The following is a 25,859-nucleotide window of genomic DNA, read 5'->3' as shown; positions in this document are numbered from 1 at the left end:
CGATACGCGCAACTCCGGTTGTCGGTGCTGGCGGCATGAGTTATCGAATCATGTTGCCTAGCAATCAATTACCGATCAACTGTCAGAGGCAGCATACCGTCGGCCGAGCGCCGGCCGGACGGCCCGGGTCAGCTGGTCTGGTACCGAACCGGCATCCGGCCGACGTCGGGTGGCACGTTCACCGCCACTTGCTCTCATCGATTCGTTGCGCTGCAACAGATTCGCACGCCGGCGCTGACTGCGTCATCGAGATTCCGCGTCGTCTAATCAATTCCGGGCATTCTGGCGAAAACCCGGTATGCGTGCAGACGCCATCGTAATATTTGTCGCGAGTTGCCTGCCTCCACGTCGGTGATAGTCACCTCGCGGAGTGCACTACGAAATGAAACCTGAGGGGGCCTGGCGTGGCTAATTTCGTGATGTTGCCGCCGGAGATCAATTCATTGCGGATGTTCACCGGTGCGGGATCGGCACCGATGTTGGATGCTGCGGCGGCATGGGACGGTTTGGCGTCGGAGATGGGAACGGCGGCGTCGTCGTTTTCGTGGGTCACGTCGGGGTTGGCGGGCAGGGCGTGGCAGGGCGCGGCTTCGGCGGCGATGACCGCCGCGGCCGCTCCCTACGCGGAGTTGCTCAGCGCGGCCTGCGCCCACGCCGCGGGGGCGGCTCAGCAGGCGCGAACGGTGGCCGATGTGTTCGAGGCCGCACGTTCGGCAATGGTTCATCCGCTGGCCGTAGTGGCCAACCGCTCGGTGTTCATCCAGTTGATCCGGTCGAATTTCTTGGGACTCAATGCGCCCGCAATCATGGCCACCGAGGGCCAGTACGAAGAGATGTGGGCCGCCGATGTGAGCGCGATGACCGGCTATCACGCCGGGGCGTCGGCAGCCGCGGTGCAGTTACCAAGCGGCTTACAGCAGTTCCTGCAGAACCTGCCCAATTTAGGCATCGGTAACCGGGGTAATGCCAACGTCGGCAACGGCAACACCGGCAGCGGAAACATCGGCTTCGGAAACAGCGGCGTGGGAAACACCCCGATCACCCCTGGGATTCCGGGCAACAACAACGTCGGCAGCGGAAACAACGGCAATAACAACGTCGGTGCCGGAAACTACGGCAACTTCAACTTCGGCTTCGGCAACAAGGGCGACGGGAACATCGGCTTCGGAAACGGCGGCCCGACCAACCTAACAAAACTAAACCCGTTCGCCCTGCAGCCAGCGGCAGGCAACAACAACGTGGGCATGGGTAACACCGGCAACAATAACTTCGGCTTGGGGAATCTGGGCAACGGCAACATCGGCGGCGGGAATTTCGGCGATCACAACATCGGGTTCGGGCTCAAAGGCAACAATTTGATCGGTGTCGGGGGGGCGTACTACGACCAGGCAGCCGGTCAGTTCCATTTCGACAGCCTGAACTCGGGCAGCGGCAACATCGGCTTGTTCAATTCGGGTAACAACAACATCGGCTTCTTCAATGCCGGCGACGGTAACATCGGCGCTTTCAGTGCCGGTACCAATACCGTGTTGCCGGGCCACCTCAACAGCGTCGGCTTCGGGAACTCGGGCACCGGCAACTTCGGCTTTGGGAACGCGGGCGCCGGAAACTTCGGCTTCGGGAACTCGGGTATCCTCAACACCGGCTTCGGGAACGCGGGCTCGATCAATACCGGCGGCTTCAATGGGAATAACCTCAATACCGGCTTCTTCAACTCGGGCAAAGTGAACACCGGCTTTGGGAACTCGGGCCACGTTAACACCGGGTTCTGGGATTCGGGCGACGTGAACACCGGGGTCGCGGTCACCACCGACAGTGGCCTCGAAAACTCGGGGTTCGGCAACACGGGTACTGGAACCTCGGGCTTTGGAAACATGTCCAGCGGAGGCTTGACGAGCGGCGACACTTCGGGCTTCTTTAACACGGCTACCGGTGGCTCCAAATTCACCGGCGTCACCTCGGGCTTTTTCAATACCGGTACCACGGACGCCATAGGTTCGTTTGCGAGCGGTATGCTCAGCGGCTTTAATTCGGGCTTTTTCAACACCGGCATCGCGCAACCGGGCTTGGTGAGCATCAGTAACCTGGCACGCTGATCGGGCTAACCATGAAGCCGGGCCCCGCCCTGGCCCCGCCGCGGCGAGAATTCTCAACTCCCTGCGAAGTCCGGCGACCTCCGCCACAGACCTGTTGTGCCGCAAAGCGATTGACCGTCGCCCGACCGTGCCGCGGAACCTCATGAAGTAGTGCGAAAACCCAATATTCACGCTGGCGTCAGCGTATGGTGCGTAACGAGTTGCTCGTTCTCACGTCGGCAAAAGGTCACCTTGCAGAGCCGAACGTGCTGGTACCAAGGGGGTCTTTCATGCCTAATTTCGTGATGTTGCCGCCGGAGATCAATTCATTGCGGATGTTCACCGGTGCGGGATCGGCACCGATGTTGGATGCTGCGGCGGCATGGGACGGTTTGGCGTCGGAGTTGGGAACGGCGGCGTCGTCGTTTTCGTGGGTCACGTCGGGGTTGGCGGGCAGGGCGTGGCAGGGCGCGGCTTCGGCGGCGATGACCGCCGCGGCCGCTCCCTACGCGGAGTTGCTCAGCGCGGCCTGCGCCCACGCCGCGGGGGCGGCTCAGCAGGCGCGAACGGTGGCCGATGTGTTCGAGGCCGCACGTTCGGCAATGGTTCATCCGCTGGCCGTAGTGGCCAACCGCTCGGTGTTCATCCAGTTGATCCGGTCGAATTTCTTGGGACTCAATGCGCCCGCAATCATGGCCACCGAGGGCCAGTACGAAGAGATGTGGGCCGCCGATGTGAGCGCGATGACCGGCTATCACGCCGGGGCGTCGGCAGCCGCGGTGCAGTTACCAAGCGGCTTACAGCAGTTCCTGCAGAACCTGCCCAATTTAGGCATCGGCAACAAGGGCAACGCCAACGTCGGCAACGGCAACACCGGCAGCGGAAACATCGGCTTCGGAAACAGCGGCTTCGGAAACAGCGAGCTCGTCCCGCCACAGCCGGGCAACAATAATATCGGCAGCGGAAACAACGGCAACAACAACATCGGCGCCGGAAACGCGGGCAATGGCAACTTCGGCTTTGGCAACTTCGGCAACGGGAACATCGGCTTCGGAAACGGCGGCCCCACCGACCTGTCAAACCCCGACCTGTCCACGTTTTCCCCCACACCGGGCAACAACAACGTGGGCATGGGGAACACCGGCAACGGCAACTTCGGTTTGGGGAATCTCGGCAACGGCAACATCGGCGGCGGGAACACCGGTATCGGCAACATCGGCGCCGGAAACACCGGCAACGGAAACTGGGGCTTTGGAAACAACGGCAACAACAATATCGGGATCGGGCTCACTGGTGACAATCAGGTGGGCATCAACCTGGCCGGCTTGTTGAATTCGGGCAACGGAAACATCGGGTTGTTCAATTCGGGTGACCACAACATCGGCTTTTTCAACTCCGGCAGCCACAACATCGGCGTCTTCAGTTCGGGAGTCAATAACGTCTTCCCGGGCCACATCAACAGCCTTGGTTTCGCAAACTCGGGCACCGGCAGCCTCGGCTTCGGGAACTCAGGCGCCGGCAACGTCGGCTTTGCAAACTCGGGCCTGCTCAATACCGGATTCGGGAACGCGGGTTCGATCAATACCGGGGGTTTCAATGGGAACAACCTCAACACGGGCTTCTTCAACTCAGGTGAGACCAACACCGGCTTCGGCAACTCGGGCCACGTCAATACCGGCTTTTGGAACGCGGGTAATTTGAACACCGGCGTCGGGATTGCCACCGACAACGGTCTCGTCGGTTACGCGGCCACTACCAACTCGGGGTTCTCCAACACCGGTGTCGGAAACTCGGGGCTGGGAAACACGAGCGCCGAGGGCCACGGAATCTCGGGCTTCTTCAACTCGGCTTCCGGCGGCTCGATTATCACCGGCGTCACCTCGGGATTTTTCAACACGGGTGTCACGGGCGCCATGGGGCCGTTCCCTGCCGGTATGCTCAGCGGCTTTAACTCAGGCTTTTTCAACACCGGTATCGCCAATTCCGGCCTATTCAGCCTGGGTCAGCTGGCCATGACATTGGGGTGACCCGGATTTCCGGCTAGGCCCACACGTTTCGCATGCTGGGCCGGCGACAAACAGTTCGGCCCGGACCTGCGCCACGCGCGTTTCGGGGTTTGAACGACGACGACGCGTTCGACGCAAGCGCATATTTCTCTTTTGCCGTTTGAAACGATGAGGGGAAGCGCGTATGCCCCCGCTTGCGACGGACCGAGAATGCGCTGCTGCTTGGGTGGGTGGCGCCGATCAGGCGGTCTGGCTCCCCCACTCGGGGTAGTGCCCGGTGCACATTTTTGCACCACCAGCGCACGCGGATTGGGACATTGTGACCATTGGCCGGTGCCGCTGCAGCTCCGATCATGGAGACAGTTCCAGCGCCTCAGCGCCGCAAAGCCGATGCACCAGCGCCGGATCCAGCCGAAGGGAGCCAGCCCATGAACGCCACGGTCAGCAGCGGCACGCCGAGTCCCCGGGTATTGATTTCGCGCGGGCTGGTTTTCGACGGCAGCGGCGCGCCAGGGGAGGTCCGTGACATCGCAATCGCCGACGGGGTGGTGATCAACGTGTCCGCGCAACAGCTGAATCCGGGCAGCTTCGACGAGGTGATCGACGCCGCCGGAAAATGGGTGATGCCGGGCTTTTTGGAGATTCACTCGCACTACGACGCCGAAATCGTCACCGCCCCTGGGCTGCCCGAGTCGGTGCGGCACGGGGTGACGACGGTGGTTACCGGCAACTGCTCGCTGAGCATGGTGACCGTGGACGCCGATGATTCGGCGGACCTGTTCGCTCGGGTGGAGGCCATCCCGCATTCCGGCATCAAAGCGATCCTGCAGGAGAGCAAGACCTGGAGCACACCGCGCGAATACCGCCAGTGGCTGCAGCAGCAGCCGCTGGGCCCCAACGTCGCCGCCATGTTGGGTCACAGCGACCTGCGGGTCGGTGTGCTGGGGCTAGAAGCCGCCACTAACAAGCACTTTCAGCCCAGTGACAGTCAGATCGCGGCAATGGAGCACATCCTCGACGACGCCCTGGACGAGGGCTTCCTGGGATTGTCGACGATGACCACCCGTCGCGACAAGCTGGCCGGCGACCGTGCCTGGGCACAACCCTTACCGTCGACATTCGCCCGGTGGCGCGAATACCGACGGCTGCACAAGCGGCTACGCCGGCGGGGCCGCATCCTGCAGAGCGCTCCCGACGCCGAGACACAGGTAAACGTCTTCGCATTCGCGTTGACTGCCGCGGGCATCGGTCGACGCCCGCTGCGCACCAGCCTGCTCACCGCAATGGACTTCAAGTCCAATCCGATGCTGCACCGGGTATCGCGCCTACTTGCCTCGGTGACCAACCGAGTGCTCAACGGCGACATGCGTTTTCAGGCGCTGCCGGGCCCGATGACCATCTTCGCCGACGGAGTGGATTTCGCTGCCTTCGAGGAGTTCAGCAGCGGCGTCACCCTGCGCAACCTGCGCACCGCCGACGACCAGTACGCGCTGCTAAGCGACCCGGCCTTCCGCGCCCAGTTCATCAAGGACATGGGCGGATTCATGATGAACGGGCTATGGAACCGACGGTTCGACGAAGCGGTGATCATTGATTGCCCGGATTCATCGGTGGTGGGCCGCACTTTCGAAGACCTCAGCCGCGAGCGCGGACAGCACCCCGCCGAGGTGTTCCTCGACCTGGCCGCCACCTGGCGCGACAAACTGCGTTGGTACACCGTGGTGGGCAATCACCGCCCAGACATCGTCGTCGACCTGCTGGCCAGCCCCGGCACCCACGTCGGCTTCGCCGACTCCGGAGCCCACCTGCGCAGTCTGGCCAACTACAACTTCGGGCTGCGCGCGCTGACGATAGCCAAACGGGCAGAACAACAGTCGCAGCCGAAGCTCACCGTCGCCGAGATGGTGCGCAAGCTCACCTCGGATCTGGCTGACTGGTGGGGCGTAGCGGCGGGACGGCTGCGCATCGGCGCCCGCGCCGATGTCGTGGTGGTCAACCCCGACGGGCTCAACGACCAGGTCTTCGAGATCAGCGAGGCCCCTGCGCCCGACGCTTTTGGGGTCGACCGCGTGGTCAACCGCAACGACGACGCGGTCGAAGCCGTGCTCATCAACGGCCGCACCGCCTACACGCGTGCGTTCGGATATGCAGCAGATCTCGGGCAGGCTGCGGCCTACGGAAGTTTTCTGCCGTCGACTCACACGGCAACCAAGTAGCAATGACCGGATGACGAAAGAGGTTCTGGGATGCGGCATTTGTTACGACGGTGCAGCGCCATTGCCGCGCTTACTCTGCTGCTGGCGTTCTTGCCGGTGCTCGGCGTCGGCTCACCGGCGATCAGCCGGGCCGACGGCAACTGCCCCATTGGCTGGGTCTGGAACAACGTTTCGCAACAATGTGAGCTGGCTGCGACGCCGGGACCCGCAGCAGCGCCCACGCATATCGGGCCACCGCCACCCGGTACCCCCGGAGGAGTGTATGGACCCGGCGGCTGGGGCGGACCGGGCGGACCGGAAGGGCCACCGGCACCCGGTGAGCCCTACGGACCCTATGGACCCCAATGGGGCGTTCCGGGAACCCCCGGTGGCATCGGAAGCCCGGGCCAAATCGGCGGGATCGGCGGACCCGGTGGATTCGGTGGACCCGGTGGATTCGGTGGGCCAGACGGGCATCGATGAAATCGGTGGGCATGCCGGTATGGCCGGCACGGGAGGACGCTGAGCCCCGTTAGGTCGCCGGCTTGCCGCGCCACTGCAAGGCCTCGAGCGCGACGGCGACGTGAACGCTACTGTGCTCCAAGGGCCGAGGCAGGAGTCGCTCGGCGCGCTCGAGGCGGCGCAGCAACGTATTGCGATGGGTGTACAGGAGTTTGGTAGTACGCCCGACGCTGCACTGCTCGTTGATGTAGGTCAGCACGGTCTTGTGCAGCTCGGGCCCCGCCGATTCGAAGTTCCCCAGCGTGTTCTTGATGAATTCCTCTGCGGCCTCGCGGTTTTGCGTTATCAATGCGATCAACTGGACGTCGGCAAAAAACGCTACCCGCTGGCGGGATTGCAGCCCGGCCACCATGCGCTGCGTGGTGAGCGCCTCGAGGTGGCTGCGCCGGAAGCCCTCGACTCCCTTGGCGGTGGTGCCGATCGCGATTCGCGCACCGGGTGTGCCCTCGACCGCCCGATGAACCTGCTCGACGTCGAGCGTGGCGTCGGCCACCCACACCCACCGGGTGGCCGCGCTCGCGATCACGGTCAGAGGCCGCGAAAATCCGGCTGCATGACCGAACGCATCGGCGACGCGGTCGAGCTGGCTGAGGTCGTCGTCGGGTTCGTCGCTCCAGATCACGGCGCCGATGTGGGCGCGGTTGAGGGCGTAGCCCAGTCGCGCTTCGGCGCGCTGACGGCTGATCGGGGCGCCGTCGAGGATCAGCGCGGTGACTTCGCGGCGTTCCGCGTGGGTGCCGCGGGCCAGTTCGTCGCGCTCCCGCTGCATCTGTTCGGCAATGCCGGAAGACGTGGCGTCGATGAATTCGCTGATGGACCGAAACGACACATCGAGCAGTTCGTGCAGCTCGTCAGGGTCGGAGGTGAGTGTGAAGACGGTATCCATCCACAGCCGCCAACCCGCTGTTTGGGCCGGACGAAAAGTGAACGGCTCCATACCGCGGCGCGCCATGTCGCGCGCGATGCTCAGCGGCTCGGGGCCAAGATTGGCCGGCACCGGGGCGCCGGGATTACTCACATTGGCTGCGGCCCAATGCATCAAGCTGGAGCTGATGCTGCGGCGGGTTGCTGCCGCCAGCACGGGATCCTCGGCGATCGCCGGGTGGGCCGCCATGGTCGCGCGATCGTATTCGTCAAGCCAATCCGAAGGGGTATTGAGGACAATCCGGGCGCCCTGCCGGATCAGTTCGCATACCCGCGGTGACGGGCGTTGCCAGACCACCCACTCACCCTAGACCCGCCGATGCATCGGGTGCACACTTTTGCACCATTTGATGGCCGGATTGGGAGGTTTAGCCCTTGGACGGCAACGAGCCGATAGCCAGTATGGATCTCAGATCGTCGTCAGCCATAGCCGTCTGCGGCGGGTGAGCAACTTGCCGGGCCCGGCCACGGCGACGAGCGCGCAAGTGTGTGATGGCGGCCGCTTCGCCACCAAGGTTATTCCGGCCGCCGCCAAGCATCCCAATGAGGAAAAATGAAGACCACATCACTTCGGCTGTACTATCCCGGCGTTTCGACGAAACCTCCGGACCGCACTGGAATACTCGACAGTGCCGTTTTGCCGAGCGGATCCGGATATGGCATCAGCCTGCATTGTCCGGTCAACCCGTACCCGCTGGCGCCGCACATCCAGAACGCAGTTATCGAAGCCGTCAGAGCCCAAATCGCGGCCATCAACATCTACCCCGACAGTGAGGCAACGCTGTTACGAGCGAAATTGGCCGAATATATCTCCAGTCACGCGCGCATCACCGTAACGCCGGAAAACATCTGGGTGGGCAACGGCTGCAACGAAATCCTCCAGCAGCTATTTCGGGCATTCGCGGGTCCAGGCAGGATCGCCCTCGGTCTGGAACCGTCGTATCGATACTTCCCGGTCATTGCGGAAGCCGCAGGAACGCAATGGCTGAGTGTGCCGTCACGGGCATTTCCGCGTCGCGACCTGGACGCGGCCCTCACAGCGATAGACAAGTACCAGCCCGGTGTGGTGGCGATCGCCAGCCCGAACAATCCCAGCGGCGACAGTTTTGGGGTGGACATGTTCGAGGAAGTGCTGTCCCGGTTGCGGTCAGGAATACTCGTCATCGACGAGGCCTACATCGAAATGTCAACGAATACCAGCGCGGTCGAACTCATACACCGTTACCCGGACAAGGTCGCGATCTGCCGGACCCTGAGCCAGGCATTTACTTTTGCCGGCGGCAGATTGGGCTACCTGGTAGCTGCCCCGAATATTATTGACGCGCTGCTCGCCACGCGACTTCCGTATCACGTGTCATCTATGACGCAGGCCGCGGCGGCCGTGATTATTGATCGTGCCGACGAGATCCTGGCTAAGGTGCCCGAACTGCTGCAGGAACGTGAGCGGATGGTCAGTTACCTTCGAATGGAAGGTTTCGATATTCCCCACAGCGACACCAGCTTCTTTCTCATCGGGAAATTCGATGACGCGCAGGCCGTCTGGGAGGCCTATGCAGACATCGGCGTCTTTCTCGGCGACGTAGGTTTATCGCACTATCTGCGTGTTTCCGCCGGCTTGCCTCACGAAAACGATCAGTTTCTGGAGGCGACCAGCCATCTACTCGACCTCGGCAAGATCGCAGCTTAGTTAGGAAAATATGTTGAACGCTCCACAGTTGATATTAGCGCGCGAACCGAGCGACTATGACGACAGACTGCCACCCCCGCCCGTGCGTTCGAATCCGCCGGCAATATGGCCTGATTTCATGTCGCGGCGCCCGTCGGTAACCATTGTTATCCCGGCGTATAACGAGGAACGCTGGATCGGCAGTTGCCTGGAATCGTGCATCGCCCAGACGTCCGCTCCCGACGAAATAATCGTGGTGAACAACAAATCGACCGACGGCACCGCCGCGGTGGTGCGCCAATATCAACGACACAACCCGCAGCTAAACATTCGCATGCTTGAACAGAACGAGCTGCAAGGCCTCATCCCGACACGCAACCTTGGATTCGACCACGCGCGCTGTGATGTCATCGGTCGCATCGATGCCGATACCCTCATCGCCAAAGACTGGGTGGAGAAGATTCGCCGCCAATTTGCCGACACGGCTGTCGCCGCGGCGACCGGTCCGGTTCTGTACTACGACATGCCCCTGCGAAGGGTGGGTTTCTGGGGAGATCAGCGGATCCGCAATTTTCTGCAGCACAATGCGACAGATCAGCGGTTTCTCCTGGGGGCCAATATGGCAATCCGCAATTCGGCGTGGCAGGCGGTCCGTCAGCTGGCTCACCTGGATCTCGACGATCAACTACACGAAGATATCGACCTCGCCCTGACCCTATTCAAGAACGGTTTCGACATCGCCTACGAGCCGGCAATGGTCGCAGGCATATCGGGCCGGCGGCTGGAAGCCCCGGCGCGGGACTTTTGGCGGTATATCACGCGCTATACCAGGACGACAAAGACGCATGGCGTCAAGAGCTGGACGGCACTGCTGGCGATGTTCTTCCTGCTGCTGGTCTATTTGCCGTTCCGGCCGGTGCGGTTCTTTTACGACGTCGAGCACAATCGATTCACATTGTCGAAGCTGCGCGCCAAGCTCGGCCAGCCGGCCCCGGCGCCGCCGTCCGAACGCGGGGTCGCGTTGACCGCGGGGCGCGCCGCGGTGCAACGCGTGGCCGGCGCTGGCGGGGCCGGCACGCGAGTCCGAACGATAACACCAAACAAACCAATGTATTTGGGACGCGTGTCGTGAAACCCGGCTAACAGCAAGGGTTTACGGCGCGAGCCGGAAATCACCCTGGACCCGCACGGTGGACGACTCAGAGGCGATGGATCACCTTGGGGTGCAACGGGTTCAGTAGCCGCGGCCGGACGGCCCGCGGTCGAGTGCGACGTCGACGTGCGCGAGTTCCTGCAAGCGGACCAGAAACCCCAGCGGGGAATCGGCGCAGGCCTGCGGCGTCCGCCGGTGGGCGACCGGTCGGTGAAGGCGGTGTCGAGCACGCGAGCGCACACTTTTGCACCATCCATCGGGCTGGGTTGGGTGATTTTCGCCCTTGGGCGGCGGTGCTGTGGTCCCGATCATAGAAAGCACTTGGCCCGCAAGGGGCCGGTTCAGGGACCAACTCACAAGTCACAAGTCAACTCAGAGGGAGGTAAGCGCATGTCTTTCGTGACCACCCAGCCGCAGGCACTCGCGGCAGCGGCGGGAGATTTGCTGGGTATCGGCTCGGCGATGAACGCACACAACGTCGCCGCGACAGCCACGACCACCGCGGTCGTTCCGCCCGCTGCCGACGAGGTGTCCGCGCTGGTCGCGGCCCAGTTCGCCGCGCACGCCGCTCTCTACCGGGAAGTCAGCGCTCACGCTGCCGCCATCCACGACCATTTGGTGACCACGTTGGGTACCAGCGCCGCGTCGTACGCGGCCGCCGAGACCGCCAACGCCACTGCGGTCGGCTGAGCAGGAGAGCAGCGATGGACTACGCGATGTTGCCGCCGGAGATCAACTCCGGGCGCATGTACGCCGGCGTCGGTGCCGGATCGCTGCTGGCCGCTGCGGCGGCCTGGGACGGGCTATCCGCCGATTTGTACTCCACCGCCGGGCAGTGCTGGTCGGTGATCTCGTCGCTGGTCGGCGGGCCCTGGCAGGGTGCGGCATCGGTGGCGATGGCAACCGCGACCGCACCCTATCTGTCGTGGCTGAACGTCACGGCCGGACAGGCCGAGGCGACCGCCGGCCAGGCCTCCGCGGCCGCGGCCGCCTACCAGGCAGCGTTCGCGATGACGGTGCCCCCGGCGGAAATCGCCGCCAATCGCATGCAGTTGATGACGCTGGTAGCCACCAACATCCTGGGCCAGAACACTCCGGCGATCGCAGCGACCGAGGCCCACTACGCCATGATGTGGGCACAAGACGCGGTCGCGATGTACGGCTACGCCGCTGCGGCGGCGGCCGCTACCCGGTTGACCCCGTTCGCCGTGGCGCCGGAGGTCGCCCACGCGGCCGGCGCCGCGGCGGCAGCCAGCACCACGGTGAAGTTGTCACAATTCATCACCACCGTGCCGCCGTTGCTGAAGTGGTTCGCCACCCGTCCGTTGGTCGCCGGCGTGGTCACGGTGGAAGAAGGGATGCTGACGCCGGTCGAGGTCGTCATGGGCAGCACATCGGCAACCATGTCCATCACGTCGGTCCTGAGGTCGTTCATGTCGATGGGCCAGATGGCCGCACAGGCCGCGGGACCGCTGGCACAGGCGGCCACCAGCTTTCCGATCAAGATGCCGGGTCTGGGCCGCATCGGGACGGTGTCGGCGGGCATGGGCAGGGCCGGTTCGATCGGGGCGTTGTCGGTACCGCACAGTTGGGGCACCGCAGCCCCGAACATCAGCCACGCGGCGACGGCATTGCCGAATACCGGGCTAGCGTCCACTTCCCAGATTGCACCGGATGCGGCGGCACCCATGCTGGGCGGCCTGCCAGCGGCGGGTAGAGCCGGCAACACAAGCAGCTCGTCGGCGGCCCGATACGGCCTTGCGAACCGCTTCGTAATCGTGGGCTCGCCCGCTGCCGGTTAACCCGACCAATCCCGCACGTCAAGACGGAGGACCCTCATGACCGCGCTATCCACACCAAGCCAGTCCACCCAGGACAAGTTGACGTTCGCCCAATGGATGACCGTGCTTGCCATGGGTCTGGGCTTCTCCATCACCGGCGCCGACCCGGCCATCTTCTCCAGCAGCCTGGTGCCGGTGCGCGAGGGTCTGCACATGAGTACCGCCGCAGCCGGATTCACCGCGAGTCTGGCCACGCTGACCCTGGCGGCGACGATCCTCGGCGCCGGCACGCTGGGCGACATTTACGGCAAACGCCGGATGTATCTGCTGGGGCTGGCCGGAGTGATCGTCAGCGGACTGCTCGCCGCAGTCTCACCCAACGCCGCGACCCTGATGATCACTCGGGCTCTGACCGGGGTCTGCTTCGCCTTTCTGCTGGGCCTGTCCCTGGCGATCATCAACGCCGTCTTCTCGCCCGCGCAGCGGGGCAAAGCGATCAGCTTTTTCCTGGGGACGGCGTTCCTGGTAGGAGCGCCGCTACCGCTGGTCGGCGACATCCTGGTCGAGTCGCTGGGGTGGCGCTGGGCATTGATCGTCGCCCCGGCCACGGCGCTAATCACCATTCCCATCACGTTGCGGTTCGTCCCCGAAACGTTCCGCATCCAGGGCCGCCGGATCGACTACCGCGGCATCGGCGCGGCCGGCCTCATGATGGTCAGCCTCGTCTATGGCCTGTCGCGCCTGGCTCATGGCCCCGGCGCGGCTGTCCCCCCGCTGCTGGTCGGGCTGGCCGCCGGAGTCTTCTTCGTCTGGTGGGAGCAACACACCGACCAGCCGGCGTTGGACCTGCGGATCTTCCGCGCCGGCCCCTTCAACGCTGCGGTCATCACCGGATTGGCATTCAACTTCCTGCTTGCCGGCCGCGTGCTGCTGCTGGGCTACTACACCACCGTGGTCCGCGGGTTTGCGCCGACGGTGCTGGGTCTGTTGCTGGTGCTGGCCGCCGCGGTGCAAGCGCCCGCGGCCCTCATGGGCGGTCGCATGATGATGCGGACCTCGGCGCGAACCACGATGCTGTGGGGTCTGGGACTGCTCACCCTGGCCAGCTGCATGTTCGCCACCTTCGGGGTGAGCACCTCCCTCCCGGTGATCGCCTTGGGAGTCGTGATGCTGAGCGTCGGCGTCGCCATCGTCGAGCCGCCGCAGGCCAGCATCATGATGAGCTACGCCCCGCCCGGACTGGAGGGGTCGGTGTCGGCGGTCAAACCCGGGGCCGGCCAATCCTTCTACTCCCTGGGCCCCACCGTTGTCACCCTGCTGACCACCACCTTCTACACCGCACGGGCCCGGGAGCGGCTCGCCGGCATGGATATCTCGCCCGCACAGGCCGCCAACGCACTGGAAGCATCTCGCTCGGCCGGCGGCGGTCACGTCGGAGGTCTCGGCAGCCTCAACCCCGAGCTGGCGTATCGGGTTCTGGCAGATACCCAGGAGCTCATCGCCTCGGCGCTGCGCACCACCAGTCTGGCCATGGCACTGGTACCGCTGGCCGCGGCGGTCGCCGTCTGGCTGCTCCTACCCCGCAATCGAGCAGATCAGAACTCATGACGGGTGGTGCCGGCCGTACCCCGCTGGGATTGACCGGCGGAGTACGGCCGGCTCGTCCGCATGGCGGTAGCGTGCCGAGAATGAGCATCGGCGACCGCACAAGGTTCCGCGGCTGCCTGCTCGGTGGCGCGGTGGGCGACGCATTGGGCGCACCGGTGGAGTTTCACACCCGTGAGCAGATCCTGGCGCAGTTCGGCCCGGGGGGCATCACGGCGTATGCGCCCGCTTATGGCGGTGTCGGCATGGTTACCGACGACACCCAAATGACCCTGTTCACCGCCGAAGGGCTGCTGCGGTACTTGGTCCGCGGACGCATGAAGGGCTTGTCGACCTATACCGGGGTAACCGCAAACGCGTATCTGCGATGGCTGCGCACCCAAGGCGAAGCACCCGTGCACCCCGTCGGGGTCGGCGCGCCTTTCGGTGACGGCCATTCGGGCTGGCTCTACCAGCAGCGCCAGTTGCACAGCCAGCGCGCCCCGGGCAACACCTGCATTTCGGCGCTTCGCGAGATGCGTAACCTGGGCGAGCCCGCGGAAAACCACAGCAAGGGCTGCGGCGGGGTGATGCGGGTGGCACCCGTGGGACTGTTTGTGTCGCGCCAGCCCGATGGGACACTGCGCCGCGCGTTTCGGATCGGTACCGAACTTGCGGCCCTCACCCACGGTCACCCCACGGGTTCGTTGTCGTCCGGAGTGTTCGCGGCGCTCATCTACCAGCTGGTGCTGGGGATACCGCTGGCGGAGGCACTGCCCGAGGCCAAGCGCATCCTCGTCGAGTTCGCTAACCACGACGAAACCCTCAACGCGGTGGAGGCCGCCGAAGCTGCGGCACGTCGCGGCGGGCGCTGCCATGAGGCCCACGAGGCTGTAGCCGGGTTGGGCCAGGGCTGGGTTGCCGACGAGGCGCTGGCCATCGGCGTGTACTGCGCGCTGATAGCAGAGTCGTTCGAAGACGGCGTCGTGGCGGCGGTCAACCACGACGGCGACTCCGATTCGACGGGTTCGATTGCCGGCAACCTCCTCGGCGCGGCGCTCGGCGAGGGCGCGATCTCCACCGAATGGCTGGAACCGCTGGAACTTCGCGATGTCATCAGCGAGATTGCCGAGGACCTCTACGACTATCCGGACTGGCAGCTGTCCGAGTACAGCTTCGACGACGCCGCTCAGCGCATTTGGCAGAAGTACCCGGGATATTGACCGGTTACAGCCAATAACCCGAGTCGCTCGTTTGGCGTTGGCCGATCCGGGTAGGCCCATGCCATGAACAGGGGCGTGAAAAGGCGGGCGGCCATTGCCGCCGCCGTGCTTATCGCAGCCGTCGCACCGGTGGGTGCGTGTGCCAACCAGAACACCAGCCAGCCGAACACGTCACCGCTCACCGCCCCACCGCCCGGTACCGAGCGGATCACCACACAGTTGAAGAGTGCCGACGGAACCCCGGTGGCCAACGCCACCTTCGATTTTGCGAACGGCTTCGCGACGTTGACCTTAGAAACAGTCCCCAACCAGATCCTAACCCCCGGTTTCCACGGGCTCCATATCCACTCGGTGGGCAAATGCGAGGCCGATTCAATTGCCCCGACGGGCGGAGCGACCGGCGACTTCAATTCCGCCGGAGGCCATTACCAGGCGCCTGGGCATACGGGTTATCCCGCCAGCGGCGATCTGACCTCATTGGAAGTACGCTCGGACGGCACGGCAAAACTCGTCACCACCTCTAACTCGTTCACCGCCGCGGACCTAAAAAATGGCTCGGGCACCGCGCTGATCATTCACCAGGACCCGGACAACTTCGGCAATATTCCTCCCGCCCGCTATACCCAGAAAAACGGCACGCCGGGCCCGGACGAAGAGACGCTGGCCACCGGTGATTCGGGTAAGCGAGTGGCTTGCGGTGTGATCGCCCCGGCAACCAGCTCGTCCACGGTAGCCAGCACGACGGTCGGGCCACCGCCGTCGCCGAGCGCGAGCACCGTCACGGTCACCACCACGACCGTCGTGCAATCGCCGTCCACGAGCACGAGCACCGTCACGGTCACCAGCGTTCCCACCGTCACGTCGACGCCGAGCGGCACCGTAACGACGCCCAGCCTTCCGCCCAACGGCTGACGCGCCGACGGGTTTTTCTACCCGAAGTACGGGCGGGCCGGCGACCCGGTTCTCCTGGTGAGAGTGCACCTCAACGTAGGTGTAACTCGAGGTCCTCGCAGACGGCCGGCCGGGCTTCGGTTTCGACAAGCGGGAGCTTCACGACCACCGGCCGAGGCACATCCGGTTCGCCGTCGAGATGGGTGCGGTATATGCGGCCGAGCAACCACTGAGTCGAGCAATGCCAAACACCCGGCTGCGCCGCCGCGGGTGTTTCGTTTATCTGGCCCGTTCTGCGAGGTCTGGTATCCGGTGGCCTCGAAGCAATAAATCACAGCGCATGTCGCCGCAAAGAAAAACACGCCATTTCCGCAGCCTGGCGAAGGCTTACTTCGACATCACCCGAACGTCAGCGACCCACAGCATAGTGCTGCGGAAAGTGGTCGCTCATTAGGTCGTCGAGCTGCAATGAGCCCGCGAACGCATAAGTCAGCAGGTCTTCGGACACCTGCTGCTGCACCGCCTGTTCGAGGTCGTAGACATCAGCCATTCTGATGGGCTTGTCGAGCACCTCGACGACGCGCGGGAGTAACGCGACCAATTCGTCTTCCGGAAGCGGCGTTTCGCCGTATCCCGGCGTCAGTGGCATCAGTGCTTGCCGGGTTGCCGTTCGGCGAGGAGGCGTTTCACAGCGGCTGGGCGGACATATTCATGAGGAACCTGTCGGTTCTCGAGCTCTGCGGAGGCCTTCGTGGACCTGTCAGCGACCTTCTTGACCATCGCCTTCCTAACAGCCTCCCTGTTGACGACCGCCTTCTGCGCTCTCCGACATTCCATAGCCACGCCTCCCTCCTTAGGGCGACGACTATTGATCGATGGTACCGGCGCCTTGGCGCGCATGGGCATGTCGGTTCAGCTGTCGGCAGCACAAAACGAAATCGCCCCCCGCCGGAAACCGGGGGCGCTCTCATTGCCTGCTCTGTGATGCGGGTGCTGCCCGTGATCGTGGCCATGGCTGTGACGCCAGAGGCCATTTGCGAGAGCAAGCGCCAGAACCAGGGCAGCAACGACGCGGACCCACGTCCTTGCGCGCAAGAAGAAAGCGGCGGCCGTGCCGGCGGCTACGACGGCAACCCCGGTCCAAACCGGTCCTGACCCGGTTATGAGGCTGACTGATTACATCGACATCACAAACCCGATGACGATGACGCACTGTGAGACGAGAACGCCCCCGGCCAGAAACCGGGGGCGCTTCGTACCGCTTGACCTAGTGGTGGTGATGGTGACCATGGCCATGGCCATGGTCGTGTTCGTCGGCGTTGGCGGGCTTGTCGACCACCGCCGTCTCGGTGGTGAGCACCATCCGGGCCACCGATGCGGCGTTGAGCACCGCGGACCGGGTCACCTTGACCGGGTCGACGACACCGTCGGCGGCCAGGTCGCCGTAGGTCAGGGTGCTGGCGTTCAGCCCGTGGCCGACGGGCAGCTCGCTGACCTTGCTGACCACGACCGCTCCGTCGAGCCCGGCATTGGTGGCGATCCAGTACAGCGGTGCCGCGAGCGCCTCGGAAAACACGTCGACGCCAAGTGCTTCGTCGCTCGACAGCGACGCCCGTAGATCCTTCAGCGCCTCACGGGCCTGGATCAGCGCGGAGCCCCCGCCGGCGACGATGCCCTCCTCAACCGCAGCCTTGGCCGCCGCGACCGCGTCCTCGACGCTTTCCTTGCGTTCCTTGAGCTCGGTCTCGGTGGCGGCACCCACTTTGATGACGGCCACTCCGCCGGCCAGCTTGGCCAGCCGCTCGCCCAGCTTCTCGCGATCCCAGTCGGAGTCGCTTCGCTCGATCTCGCTGCGCAGCAGATTGACCCGCGCCGCGACCGCCTCCGGAGCGCCGCCACCGTCGACGATGATGGTCTCGTCCTTGCTGACCACCACCCGCCGGGCCGAGCCCAGCACATCCAGGCCCACTTCCCGCAGCACCAGGCCGGCGTCGGGGTTGACCACCTCGGCGCCCGTCACCGCCGCCAGGTCCTGCAGAAACGCCTTGCGCCGGTCGCCGAAATAGGGCGACTTCACCGCGACAGCCCGCAGCGTCTTGCGGATCGAGTTGACGACCAGCGTCGCCAGCGCCTCACCCTCGACGTCCTCGGCGATGATCACCAATGGCTTGCCCGATTCGGCGACCAGCTCCAGCAGCGGCAGCAGGTCCGGCAGCGAGCTGATCTTCTCCTGGTGCAGCAGGATCAGCGCGTCTTCGAGCACGGCCTCCTGGGAGTCGAAGTCCGTGACGAAGTACGCCGACAAGAAGCCCTTGTCGAAGCCGACACCCTCGGTGAATTCCAGTTCGGTGTTCAGCGTCGAAGATTCCTCGACGCTGACCACGCCGTCGGCGCCGACCTTGGTCATCGCCTCGCCCACCAACTCACCGATCTGCTCGTCGCGCGAGGAGACCGTGGCCACCTGCGCGATGGCCTCCTTGCCCGATACCGGCGTGGCCGAGGCGAGCAGCGCCTCCGACACCGCGTCTGCGGCCTTGCCGATGCCGGCACCGAGTGCGATCGGGTTGACACCCGCGGCGACCAGCCGCAGGCCGGCCTTGAGCAGGGCCTGGGCCAGCACGGTGGCGGTGGTGGTGCCGTCGCCGGCGACGTCGTTGGTCTTGGTGGCCACCGACTTCACCAGCTGTGCCCCCAGGTTCTCGAAGGGGTCCTCCAGGTCGATTTCACGTGCGACGGTGACGCCGTCATTGGTGATGGTCGGCCCGCCGAAGGACTTGGCCAGCACCACATGGCGACCACGCGGGCCCAGCGTCACCCTTACCGTGTCGGCTAGCTTGTCCGCGCCCGCTTCCATGGCGCGGCGAGCGATTTCGTCGTACTCAATAAGCTTGCTCATCAGTTTCCTTCCGCTCGGCGACGATGCAGGCCTGCCACGGCCTGTGGGTAAGCCGGGCAATGGCAGGCACCGCCTCGGCTCCTAACGCATGCCGCCCCGGAAATCACCCGTGTCGTACACGGGGATCGCCGGGGCGGAACACGGTTGTGTTACTTGGAAACGACGGCCAGCACGTCGCGTGCCGACAGGATCAGGTATTCCTCGCCGTTGTACTTGATCTCGGTGCCGCCGTACTTGCTGTAGATGACGGTGTCGCCCTCGGAAACGTCCAGCGGGATCCGCTTCTCGCCATCCTCGTCCCAGCGGCCGGGGCCGACAGCGACGACGGTGCCCTCCTGGGGCTTCTCCTTAGCGGTGTCGGGAATGACCAGACCGGACGCGGTCGTGGTCTCGGCCTCGTTGGCCTGCACGAGAATCTTGTCCTCGAGTGGCTTGATGTTCACCTTCGCCACGATTGGAGCCCTCCACTATTGGGTCGGGTCCGGGTTCTGTCCCGGACCGGAGTTGGCGGTCGGTCCGGGGCTTGCCCCCGGAACCGTCCGAATTACCAGGTGATTTGGCATTCTTCCGTGCTCTTGCGCCGTCGTCGCGGGTGCCGGCAACAGGGGCCGTCCGAACTGCCACCTAGCACTCTATACATGAGAGTGCTAGCACTCAAGGGCACCCCGGTGCTTCTGCGCGTCGGCGTTGCGCGGGCCGCCGACGCCGAGGCCGCCGCCAGGGTGGCGATCCGCTCGCCAACGACAGCCATGACGGCAATTTCGGGCAAGAGGCTAGCTCAGCTGCCCAACTACCACGGGCAGTCCGGGGTCGCTGGGTACGTCCAGCGGCGACGGCGGCGCTGCCGCGGCCACCAGGTGTGCCGCGAAAGCGGCGATCATGGCGCCGTTGTCGGTGCACAGCCGAGGCTTGGGGATCCGCAGATCCAGCCCGGCCTCGGCGCAGCGCTGGGTGGCCAGCTCGCGCAGCCGGGAGTTGGCGGCCACCCCGCCCGCGATCAGCAGGGTCGACACCCCCAGTTCGGTGGCCGCGCGCACCGCCTTCTTGGTCAACACGTCGGCGACGGACTCCTGGAACCCGGCCGCGACGTCGGCGGGCCGGAAGTCTGGATTGCTCTCGACATAGCGGGCCACCGCGGTCTTGAGCCCGGAGAAGCTGAACGCGTAGGGATCATCGCGCGGACCGGTCATGCCGCGCGGGAACACGGGAATCTCCGCGGCCTCCCGGCCGCAGGTGCGGGCCAGGTCGTCGAGCACCCTGCCACCCGGATAACCCAGCCCCAGCAGACGCGCCACTTTGTCGTAGGCCTCACCGGCCGCGTCGTCGACGGTGCTGCCCAGCTCGACGATCGGCTCGGCAAGCGAGCGCACGTGCAGCAGGTGGGTGTGTCCGCCGGACACCAGCAGCGCCACGCACTCGGGCAGGGGGCCGTGTTCGTAGACGTCGGCCGCCAGGTGCCCGCCGAGGTGGTTGACGCCGTAGAACGGCACCCCCCAGGCCGCCGCGTAGGCCTTGGCCGCCGCCACTCCCACCAGCAGCGCACCAGCCAGGCCCGGGCCGATGGTGGCCGCAACGACGTCCGGTCGCTGCAGACCCGCCGCCGCCAGCGCCCGGCGCATGAGCGGACCAAGCGCTTCCAGGTGCGCCCGTGACGCGATCTCGGGAACCACGCCGCCGAACCGCACATGCTCATCGACGCTGGAGGCCACCTCATCGGCCAGCAATGTCAGCGTGCCGTCAGCCTCCAGGCGGGCGATGCCGACTCCCGTTTCGTCGCAGGAAGTTTCGATGGCCAGCACGATGCTCATCGGCGCGGCTCCCGTCGCATCGTGTAGGCGTCGGCGCCGCTCACCCGGTAGTAGCGCCGGCGCAGGCCGACCTGCTCGAATCCAACGCTGCGATACAGCGCGAGGGCGGGCTCATTGTCGGTACGGACCTCGAGGTAGACGACGCCGGTCCCGGCGAAGTCGAGCAGGTCGTCGAGGAGCCGACGGCCGATGCCCTGTCCCTGGTAGGCCGGGTCCACACCGATCGTGTGCACCTCGTACTCGTACGGCGCGGTGCGGCCCAGCCGGCAAATGCCGGCATAGCCGACCAGGGTGTCGCCGCTGCGGGCGCCCACGTAGTGGTTGCGCGCACTGGCCAGTTCCCGCTCGAAGGCCACCGCCGGCCACGGATCGTCGCCGTCGAACAACTGGGCTTCCAATTCGGCGCACCGGTCGGCGTCCGCGGGTGCCAGCGCAGCGAGGGTGACGGGCTGGATGTGCGCGGTCATGTGCGAGCCGCCAACGGCTTGGCATCCGGGCGGCGCAGATACAGCGCCACCAGCGGCGGCGGAGGGTCCGACCACTCGTTCACCGCGGCCACCAGACCCGCCGGCGTCGGATATACCGGCTCACACCGGGGCAGATCGAACAACGCGGCGTGCTGCGGCGATCCGGCGACCGTGCGGGCCGGGCCGGGATCGACGTCGGCCGGGGCGTTGACGGCCGGCCCGGCGGCGCGCACTCCGTCGCGGTATCGCGCCCAATACACTTCGCGGCGGCGGGCGTCGGTGACCACCAGCGTGTCACCGGCGGTTTGGCCGCCGATGGCGTCCAGGCTGCACACGCCGTACACCGGGATCCCCAGCGCATGTCCGTAGGCCGCGGCCGTCGCCATCCCGGCCCGCAGACCGGTGAACGGGCCCGGACCGCAGCCCACCACCACGGCGTCCAGGTCGGCCATGCTCAGCGCCGCGTCAGCGAGTGCGGACAGCACGTTAGGGGTCAACCGTTCGGCATGTGCCCGGGCGTCGACGATGACCCGCTGAGCCAGGGTGACGCACTGGCCGCCGTCTTTGCGGACCACGCCTGCCGTCACGGCCGGGGTGGCGGTGTCGATGGCCAGAACGGTGTTTATCGGCACCGCTCCTCCTCATCGCTGCGCTTTGCGTCGTCGCCGGTGCGGCTCATGAACACACCCATTGCCAGGTGGCGATCCGCACGTCGGAATGGCTGAGCCGCTCCAACCGGACGTCGAGGTGCCGCTGGGACAGACGTTCGGCCAGGCCCGCACCCCACTCGACCACCACAACCGCGTCATCGAGCTCGGTGTCGAGGTCCAACGAGTCGAGCTCGCCGAGCAGATCGGCGCTTAGATGGTTGGGCTGATCAAGCAGGCGATACATGTCGACGTGAATCATCGCCGGACGGCCGGGACGGCGCGCCGGGTGTACCCGCGCCAGCACGTAGGTCGGCGAGAGGACCGGACCGTCGACATCCATGGCCTCGGCAATCCCCTTGGCCAGCACGGTCTTTCCCGCGCCCAGCGGACCGGATAGCACCACCACGTCGCCGGCGCGCAGTTGCTTGCCCAACCGGGCTCCCAGCGCGACGGTGTCTTCGACATGCTCGAGTTTGTGTTGCTCAGCCACGACGGCGCCACCGTTCCCGCAACCGCCGGTACCGCAACGTCATTGCGCCCGGAGTGGCCCGGTCGACCAACCGGACCAGTGCCTCGTTGATGGCGTCGGGCTTCTCCAGCAGCGCCAGATGACTGGCCCCGGTGACGACGACCAGTTCCGACTGCGGCAGCGAAGCCGCCATCTTCCTCGAATATTCGTCCGGGGTGAGCAGGTCGTGGTCGCCGCAGGCGATCAGCGTCGGGACCTTCAGCAACGTCCACAGTCCCGCGGTTTCGTCGTGGACTTCCAGCGCCTGCAGGAACTCCACCAGAGTGGCGATCGGGGTGTCGTTCATCATCCGCTGCGAGAACGCATCCAGGCTCCGGCTGATCTGCAGGTCACTGAAGGATGCCGCGCGCAGGATCGGGGCGATCAGCGAACGTGACACGGTACGGCCGCGGTGCACCAGCTTCGGCGCGGAGCGGGCCGTGAACCGCACCGCTTCCAACGCCGGATTCTTGAGGAATTCGCCCAGCGGTGAGCGCGTCACCCCTTCGGCGGCCGAGGAGATGATCGCGGCCCCCACGATCCGCTGGCCGTAGTGCTCAGGGAACTGGCGGGCATGCGACAGCACCGTCATTCCGCCCATCGAATGTCCCACCAGCACAATCGGTCCGCGCGGCGCGGTCGCCCGCAGGACCGTTTCCAGGTCCTGGCCGAGCTGGGTCAGCGTGTAGGTCTGCGGCGCGGCTTCACCGGACTGGCCATGCCCACGCTGGTCGTAGAAGACCATTCGCACCTTCGAGCCCCAGTGTTTGCCAAGCCGGATCCGCTGAAAGTGGAAGGCGCCCATGCGAAGACAAAACCCGTGGGCGAAGACCAGGGTCACCGGCGCATCGACCGGCCCAGCCTCGCGCACCGCCAGCGGTACCCCGTCGGGGGTGGTCACCACGTGGCCGCGGTCGCTGTCCAGCCGCTCGAAATCCTCGTCGGCGAAGGGGTCTTCGACCACACCGCTGCGTTCGGCCAACGACCGGCGGGCAGAGGCTCCGACAATCGTGGCTACCGCGGTCAGCCCGGCACCTCCCGCCAGCCAGGCCCTACCCTTATTGTCCCTATGGGATTCGTTGAAGGTCAACGGTTTTCGACCTCGCGATAGGTTCTGGTGATCCGCCCGCGCGGGCTGGTGATCACTTCGTAATGGATGGTGCCGACCAGATCGGCCCAGTCCTGTGCAGTGGGCTCGCCGCGGTTGCCGGGCCCGAACAGAATGGCCTCATCGCCTTCGGTCACGTCGACGTGACCGGGGCCGAGATCGACGACGAACTGGTCCATGCAGATCCGGCCGACGCCCGGTCGTCGCCGGCCATTGATCAGCACCTCGAGACGCCCGCCCAGCGACCGGAACACGCCGTCGGCGTAGCCGATCGGCAGCAGCGCCACCGTGGTGTCGTGCGGCGCGATCCAGGTATGCCCGTACGACACGCCCTCTCCCGCCGGAACCGATTTGACCAGCGCCACAGCACATTTCACGGTCATGGCCGGCACCAAGCCCATCTCTCCCCGCTCCGGTACCGGGCTCAACCCGTACACCGCGATGCCCGGACGCACCAGATCGAGGGTCAGATCCGGACGGGCCATGGTCGCCGACGAATTGGACAGGTGCGCTACCTCGAACCGGACGCCCTGTTCACGGGCGTACGACAGCATGTCCTGGAACCGTTGGGCCTGAACGTCATTGATGGGCTGTCGCGGCGCGTCCGCGTACACCAGGTGCGACATCAGTCCCCGCAGCCGGATCGCATGCTCGGCAGCGGCCTCACGCAACCTAGCCAGCATCTCGGGGTACAGCGCCGGCGGCACGCCGTTGCGGTTGAGTCCGGTGTCGACCTTGACAGTCACCGTTGCCGTCCGGCCGGTACGGGCCACCGCATCCAGCAGCTCGTCGAGTTGACGCGCCGACGAGACCGCGATTTCGACATCGGCAACCAGCGCCGGACCGAAATCGATGCCGGGCGGATGGAGCCAGGCCAACACCGGCGCGGTGATCCCGTCGGCGCGCAATGCCAGCGCCTCGTCGACGGTGGCGACGCCGAGTTCGGCTGCACCCGCAGCCAACGCGGCGCGGGCGACCCTGGTCGCGCCATGTCCGTAACCGTCCGCCTTGACGACGGCCATAACCTGGGCGCTTCCGGCGTGCTCGCGCAGCACCCGCACGTTGTGTTCGACGGCACCCAGGTCGACCACGGCCTCGGCCAGGACGCCCGGCGTTCGGGATATCGGCGTAACGGCCAACGAAGTCGTGCTCCTTACTGTGTAAGCACCCGCCATCCTCCCAGAACTACATCAACTAGCTGGTGAGAGCCATGCGGCGGGGGGTTCACGGTGCAATTCGCCCCGCGGTGCTCGACCCGGCTACCGGCGGGACCGATCAAGACAGCACGTCGGGTCCGCGGAGAGTCGAGGCTCACTCGGTAGAGTTCCTAATCGTCGTCATCGGAAAGATCGGACCAATCCGGCCGTTCATAAGGGTCAGGCACGCTATAGGGTGCATCGTAATCGTGATTAAAGGGATCTTCCTGACCATAGTTCGGATCGAAATTTAGATTTCCTCCAATGCCTCGGTTGTACCAGTCTCTGAATATCATTTCAATGTCTCGGCCCTGCTGGTAGAGGCCTGGAGAAATGGCCTCGAAATTTAGCTGACCACCTCGCGACAAAGTATGCATGTTACGAGTCCGAGCATCGCCATTCTCGTCATAAATAAGCCAGGTGTCAAGTCTCTGCGGTCGCGTGGTGTAGTTGACATCAAACGTCGCCTGAGGAAATGGGTTGGAGAGTTCAGTTATATCTTCATCAACGTCGCCAAGATTTGCGTTCGCGATGATGTACATATCGTTAGAATTGTTTGGATTGACATCGACATTGGTAATTCTATTTTCGATATTGCGGTTTAGCCAATCATCATTGAAGCGTTCGAATTCGCCATACTGACGGTTATTATTTTGTTCGATGATAATACTATTCGCGTAGTAGTCGCTGGAATCCGAAAGCGGGGTCTCATCGAGAGAAACGTAGTCTACCTGCGCGTTCCCCTGATCGATGCTAGGGGTAGTTGAATTGCTAATGTTATCTTGAGTATTGTCAGAGGTAGCTGAATTGCTGTTGTACTCGCCATTCGAGCAGGTGTCGAGTTTGAATCCACCATGAGTCAAGATGATCGCGAGTCTGCCCACGCCGATATGCGGCTCCCTGGTGGTGGCGGCATCGGTGACGGCGACGATGCCGCTGGTCAGTGCCAGAGCCCCCAGCACAACCGCAGCGCCATGTTTGCCGCGCTGCGCCTTCGCGGTCCCGTCTTGGCGGTAGACAAGGTCGGGTTCGCTAGCACTGACGTCGCCGACGGTTTTGGAACCACCCGGCAATCGAGACGGCAATCGAGACAGAGACAAGAAATCGGCCTTTCCGCTGAAGGAATACCCCCGCCGCGGACGGCCACATTGTTTCTGAGCTTTGGCCGGACGCCGGGGTTGGTGTTCACACCTCAGTACCCGACTT

Annotated in this window: 22 protein-coding genes; 11 read left to right on the top strand and 11 right to left on the bottom strand. The window is 64.9% G+C overall.

Annotated elements, in window-relative coordinates:
- Window positions 1-404 precede the first annotated feature (404 nt).
- The 4 genes from EET13_RS05530 to EET13_RS05515 all read left to right on the top strand — a co-directional run bounded on the left by EET13_RS05530 (window position 405) and on the right by EET13_RS05515 (window position 6,759).
- Entirely contained in the window at window positions 405-2,096 is a 1,692-nt protein-coding gene (locus tag EET13_RS05530; RefSeq protein ID WP_122441331.1) for a PPE family protein, read from the top strand.
- A 269-nt stretch (window positions 2,097-2,365) separates the two neighbouring features.
- Window positions 2,366-4,102, top strand: coding sequence for a PPE family protein (locus EET13_RS05525; RefSeq protein WP_122441330.1), 1,737 nt, complete (start codon window positions 2,366-2,368; stop codon window positions 4,100-4,102).
- Between the two features lie 407 nt (window positions 4,103-4,509).
- Window positions 4,510-6,297 carry an N-acyl-D-amino-acid deacylase family protein gene (locus tag EET13_RS05520; RefSeq protein ID WP_122441329.1) on the top strand — a complete coding sequence of 596 codons (1,788 nt, stop codon included), beginning with the start codon at window positions 4,510-4,512 and terminating at the stop codon, window positions 6,295-6,297.
- A gap of 30 nt (window positions 6,298-6,327) precedes the next feature.
- The gene (locus tag EET13_RS05515; RefSeq protein WP_122441328.1) at window positions 6,328-6,759 is read left to right on the top strand and encodes a hypothetical protein; all 432 of its coding nucleotides are present in this window, start codon (window positions 6,328-6,330) and stop codon (window positions 6,757-6,759) included.
- A gap of 49 nt (window positions 6,760-6,808) precedes the next feature.
- Here the strand turns inward: EET13_RS05515 and EET13_RS05510 are convergent, their stop codons facing one another.
- Window positions 6,809-8,020, bottom strand: a complete 1,212-nt coding sequence (locus EET13_RS05510) for an Rv1453 family transcriptional regulator (RefSeq protein ID WP_122441327.1) — start codon at window positions 8,018-8,020, stop codon at window positions 6,809-6,811.
- Window positions 8,021-8,359: 339 nt separating this feature from the next.
- On the opposite strand from EET13_RS05510, the gene EET13_RS05505 reads away from it, so the two are divergent.
- The 7 genes from EET13_RS05505 (at window position 8,360) to sodC (ending at window position 16,041) form a co-directional block, all read left to right on the top strand.
- Window positions 8,360-9,409 carry an aminotransferase class I/II-fold pyridoxal phosphate-dependent enzyme gene (locus EET13_RS05505; RefSeq protein WP_168991064.1) on the top strand — a complete coding sequence of 350 codons (1,050 nt, stop codon included), beginning with the start codon at window positions 8,360-8,362 and terminating at the stop codon, window positions 9,407-9,409.
- Between the two features lie 118 nt (window positions 9,410-9,527).
- Window positions 9,528-10,520: a glycosyltransferase family 2 protein gene (locus tag EET13_RS05500; protein ID WP_168990687.1), complete on the top strand. Its 993-nt coding sequence runs from the start codon at window positions 9,528-9,530 to the stop codon at window positions 10,518-10,520.
- Between the two features lie 411 nt (window positions 10,521-10,931).
- On the top strand, window positions 10,932-11,231 hold the full coding sequence (locus EET13_RS05490; RefSeq protein WP_122441323.1) for a PE family protein: 300 nt from the start codon (window positions 10,932-10,934) through the stop codon (window positions 11,229-11,231).
- A gap of 14 nt (window positions 11,232-11,245) precedes the next feature.
- Entirely contained in the window at window positions 11,246-12,343 is a 1,098-nt protein-coding gene (locus tag EET13_RS05485; RefSeq protein ID WP_122441322.1) for a PPE family protein, read from the top strand.
- A gap of 36 nt (window positions 12,344-12,379) precedes the next feature.
- Entirely contained in the window at window positions 12,380-13,930 is a 1,551-nt protein-coding gene (locus EET13_RS05480; protein WP_122441321.1) for an MFS transporter, read from the top strand.
- A gap of 80 nt (window positions 13,931-14,010) precedes the next feature.
- Window positions 14,011-15,129, top strand: a complete 1,119-nt coding sequence (locus tag EET13_RS05475; RefSeq protein WP_122441320.1) for an ADP-ribosylglycohydrolase family protein — start codon at window positions 14,011-14,013, stop codon at window positions 15,127-15,129.
- Between the two features lie 75 nt (window positions 15,130-15,204).
- On the top strand, window positions 15,205-16,041 hold the full coding sequence (sodC, locus tag EET13_RS05470; protein ID WP_425293636.1) for a superoxide dismutase[Cu-Zn]: 837 nt from the start codon (window positions 15,205-15,207) through the stop codon (window positions 16,039-16,041).
- Between the two features lie 388 nt (window positions 16,042-16,429).
- On the opposite strand, the gene EET13_RS05465 is transcribed toward sodC, so the two are convergent.
- From EET13_RS05465 to EET13_RS05415, 10 genes are all read right to left on the bottom strand, one after another.
- Window positions 16,430-16,669 carry a hypothetical protein gene (locus tag EET13_RS05465; protein WP_122441318.1) on the bottom strand — a complete coding sequence of 80 codons (240 nt, stop codon included), beginning with the start codon at window positions 16,667-16,669 and terminating at the stop codon, window positions 16,430-16,432.
- Between the two features lie 618 nt (window positions 16,670-17,287).
- Window positions 17,288-18,916 carry a chaperonin GroEL gene (gene groL / locus EET13_RS05455; protein ID WP_122441316.1) on the bottom strand — a complete coding sequence of 543 codons (1,629 nt, stop codon included), beginning with the start codon at window positions 18,914-18,916 and terminating at the stop codon, window positions 17,288-17,290.
- 149 nt (window positions 18,917-19,065) lie between these two features.
- Complete coding sequence (gene groES, locus EET13_RS05450; protein WP_007167930.1) at window positions 19,066-19,368, bottom strand: co-chaperone GroES; 303 nt, start codon at window positions 19,366-19,368, stop codon at window positions 19,066-19,068.
- Between the two features lie 321 nt (window positions 19,369-19,689).
- On the bottom strand, window positions 19,690-20,724 hold the full coding sequence (gene tsaD, locus EET13_RS05445) for a tRNA (adenosine(37)-N6)-threonylcarbamoyltransferase complex transferase subunit TsaD (protein ID WP_122441315.1): 1,035 nt from the start codon (window positions 20,722-20,724) through the stop codon (window positions 19,690-19,692).
- On the bottom strand, window positions 20,721-21,191 hold the full coding sequence (gene rimI / locus EET13_RS05440) for a ribosomal protein S18-alanine N-acetyltransferase (RefSeq protein ID WP_122441314.1): 471 nt from the start codon (window positions 21,189-21,191) through the stop codon (window positions 20,721-20,723). Before rimI ends, tsaD begins: the two co-directional genes overlap by 4 nt.
- Entirely contained in the window at window positions 21,188-21,823 is a 636-nt protein-coding gene (tsaB, locus tag EET13_RS05435; protein ID WP_122441313.1) for a tRNA (adenosine(37)-N6)-threonylcarbamoyltransferase complex dimerization subunit type 1 TsaB, read from the bottom strand. Before tsaB ends, rimI begins: the two co-directional genes overlap by 4 nt.
- Window positions 21,824-21,866: 43 nt before the next feature.
- On the bottom strand, window positions 21,867-22,331 hold the full coding sequence (gene tsaE, locus EET13_RS05430; protein ID WP_122441312.1) for a tRNA (adenosine(37)-N6)-threonylcarbamoyltransferase complex ATPase subunit type 1 TsaE: 465 nt from the start codon (window positions 22,329-22,331) through the stop codon (window positions 21,867-21,869).
- Entirely contained in the window at window positions 22,324-23,376 is a 1,053-nt protein-coding gene (locus tag EET13_RS05425) for an alpha/beta fold hydrolase (RefSeq protein ID WP_425293635.1), read from the bottom strand. The genes tsaE and EET13_RS05425 overlap by 8 nt, the downstream gene beginning before the upstream one ends.
- A gap of 59 nt (window positions 23,377-23,435) precedes the next feature.
- Complete coding sequence (gene alr, locus EET13_RS05420; RefSeq protein WP_211186351.1) at window positions 23,436-24,596, bottom strand: alanine racemase; 1,161 nt, start codon at window positions 24,594-24,596, stop codon at window positions 23,436-23,438.
- A 188-nt stretch (window positions 24,597-24,784) separates the two neighbouring features.
- Window positions 24,785-25,738: a hypothetical protein gene (locus EET13_RS05415; protein WP_136623112.1), complete on the bottom strand. Its 954-nt coding sequence runs from the start codon at window positions 25,736-25,738 to the stop codon at window positions 24,785-24,787.
- Between the last annotated feature and the right edge of the window lie 121 nt (window positions 25,739-25,859).

This window comes from Mycobacterium attenuatum (genome assembly GCF_900566085.1).
Taxonomy (GTDB): domain Bacteria; phylum Actinomycetota; class Actinomycetes; order Mycobacteriales; family Mycobacteriaceae; genus Mycobacterium; species Mycobacterium attenuatum.
Note: the sequence above shows the minus strand (reverse complement) of the source record. Positions and strands in the feature narration are given on the sequence as shown.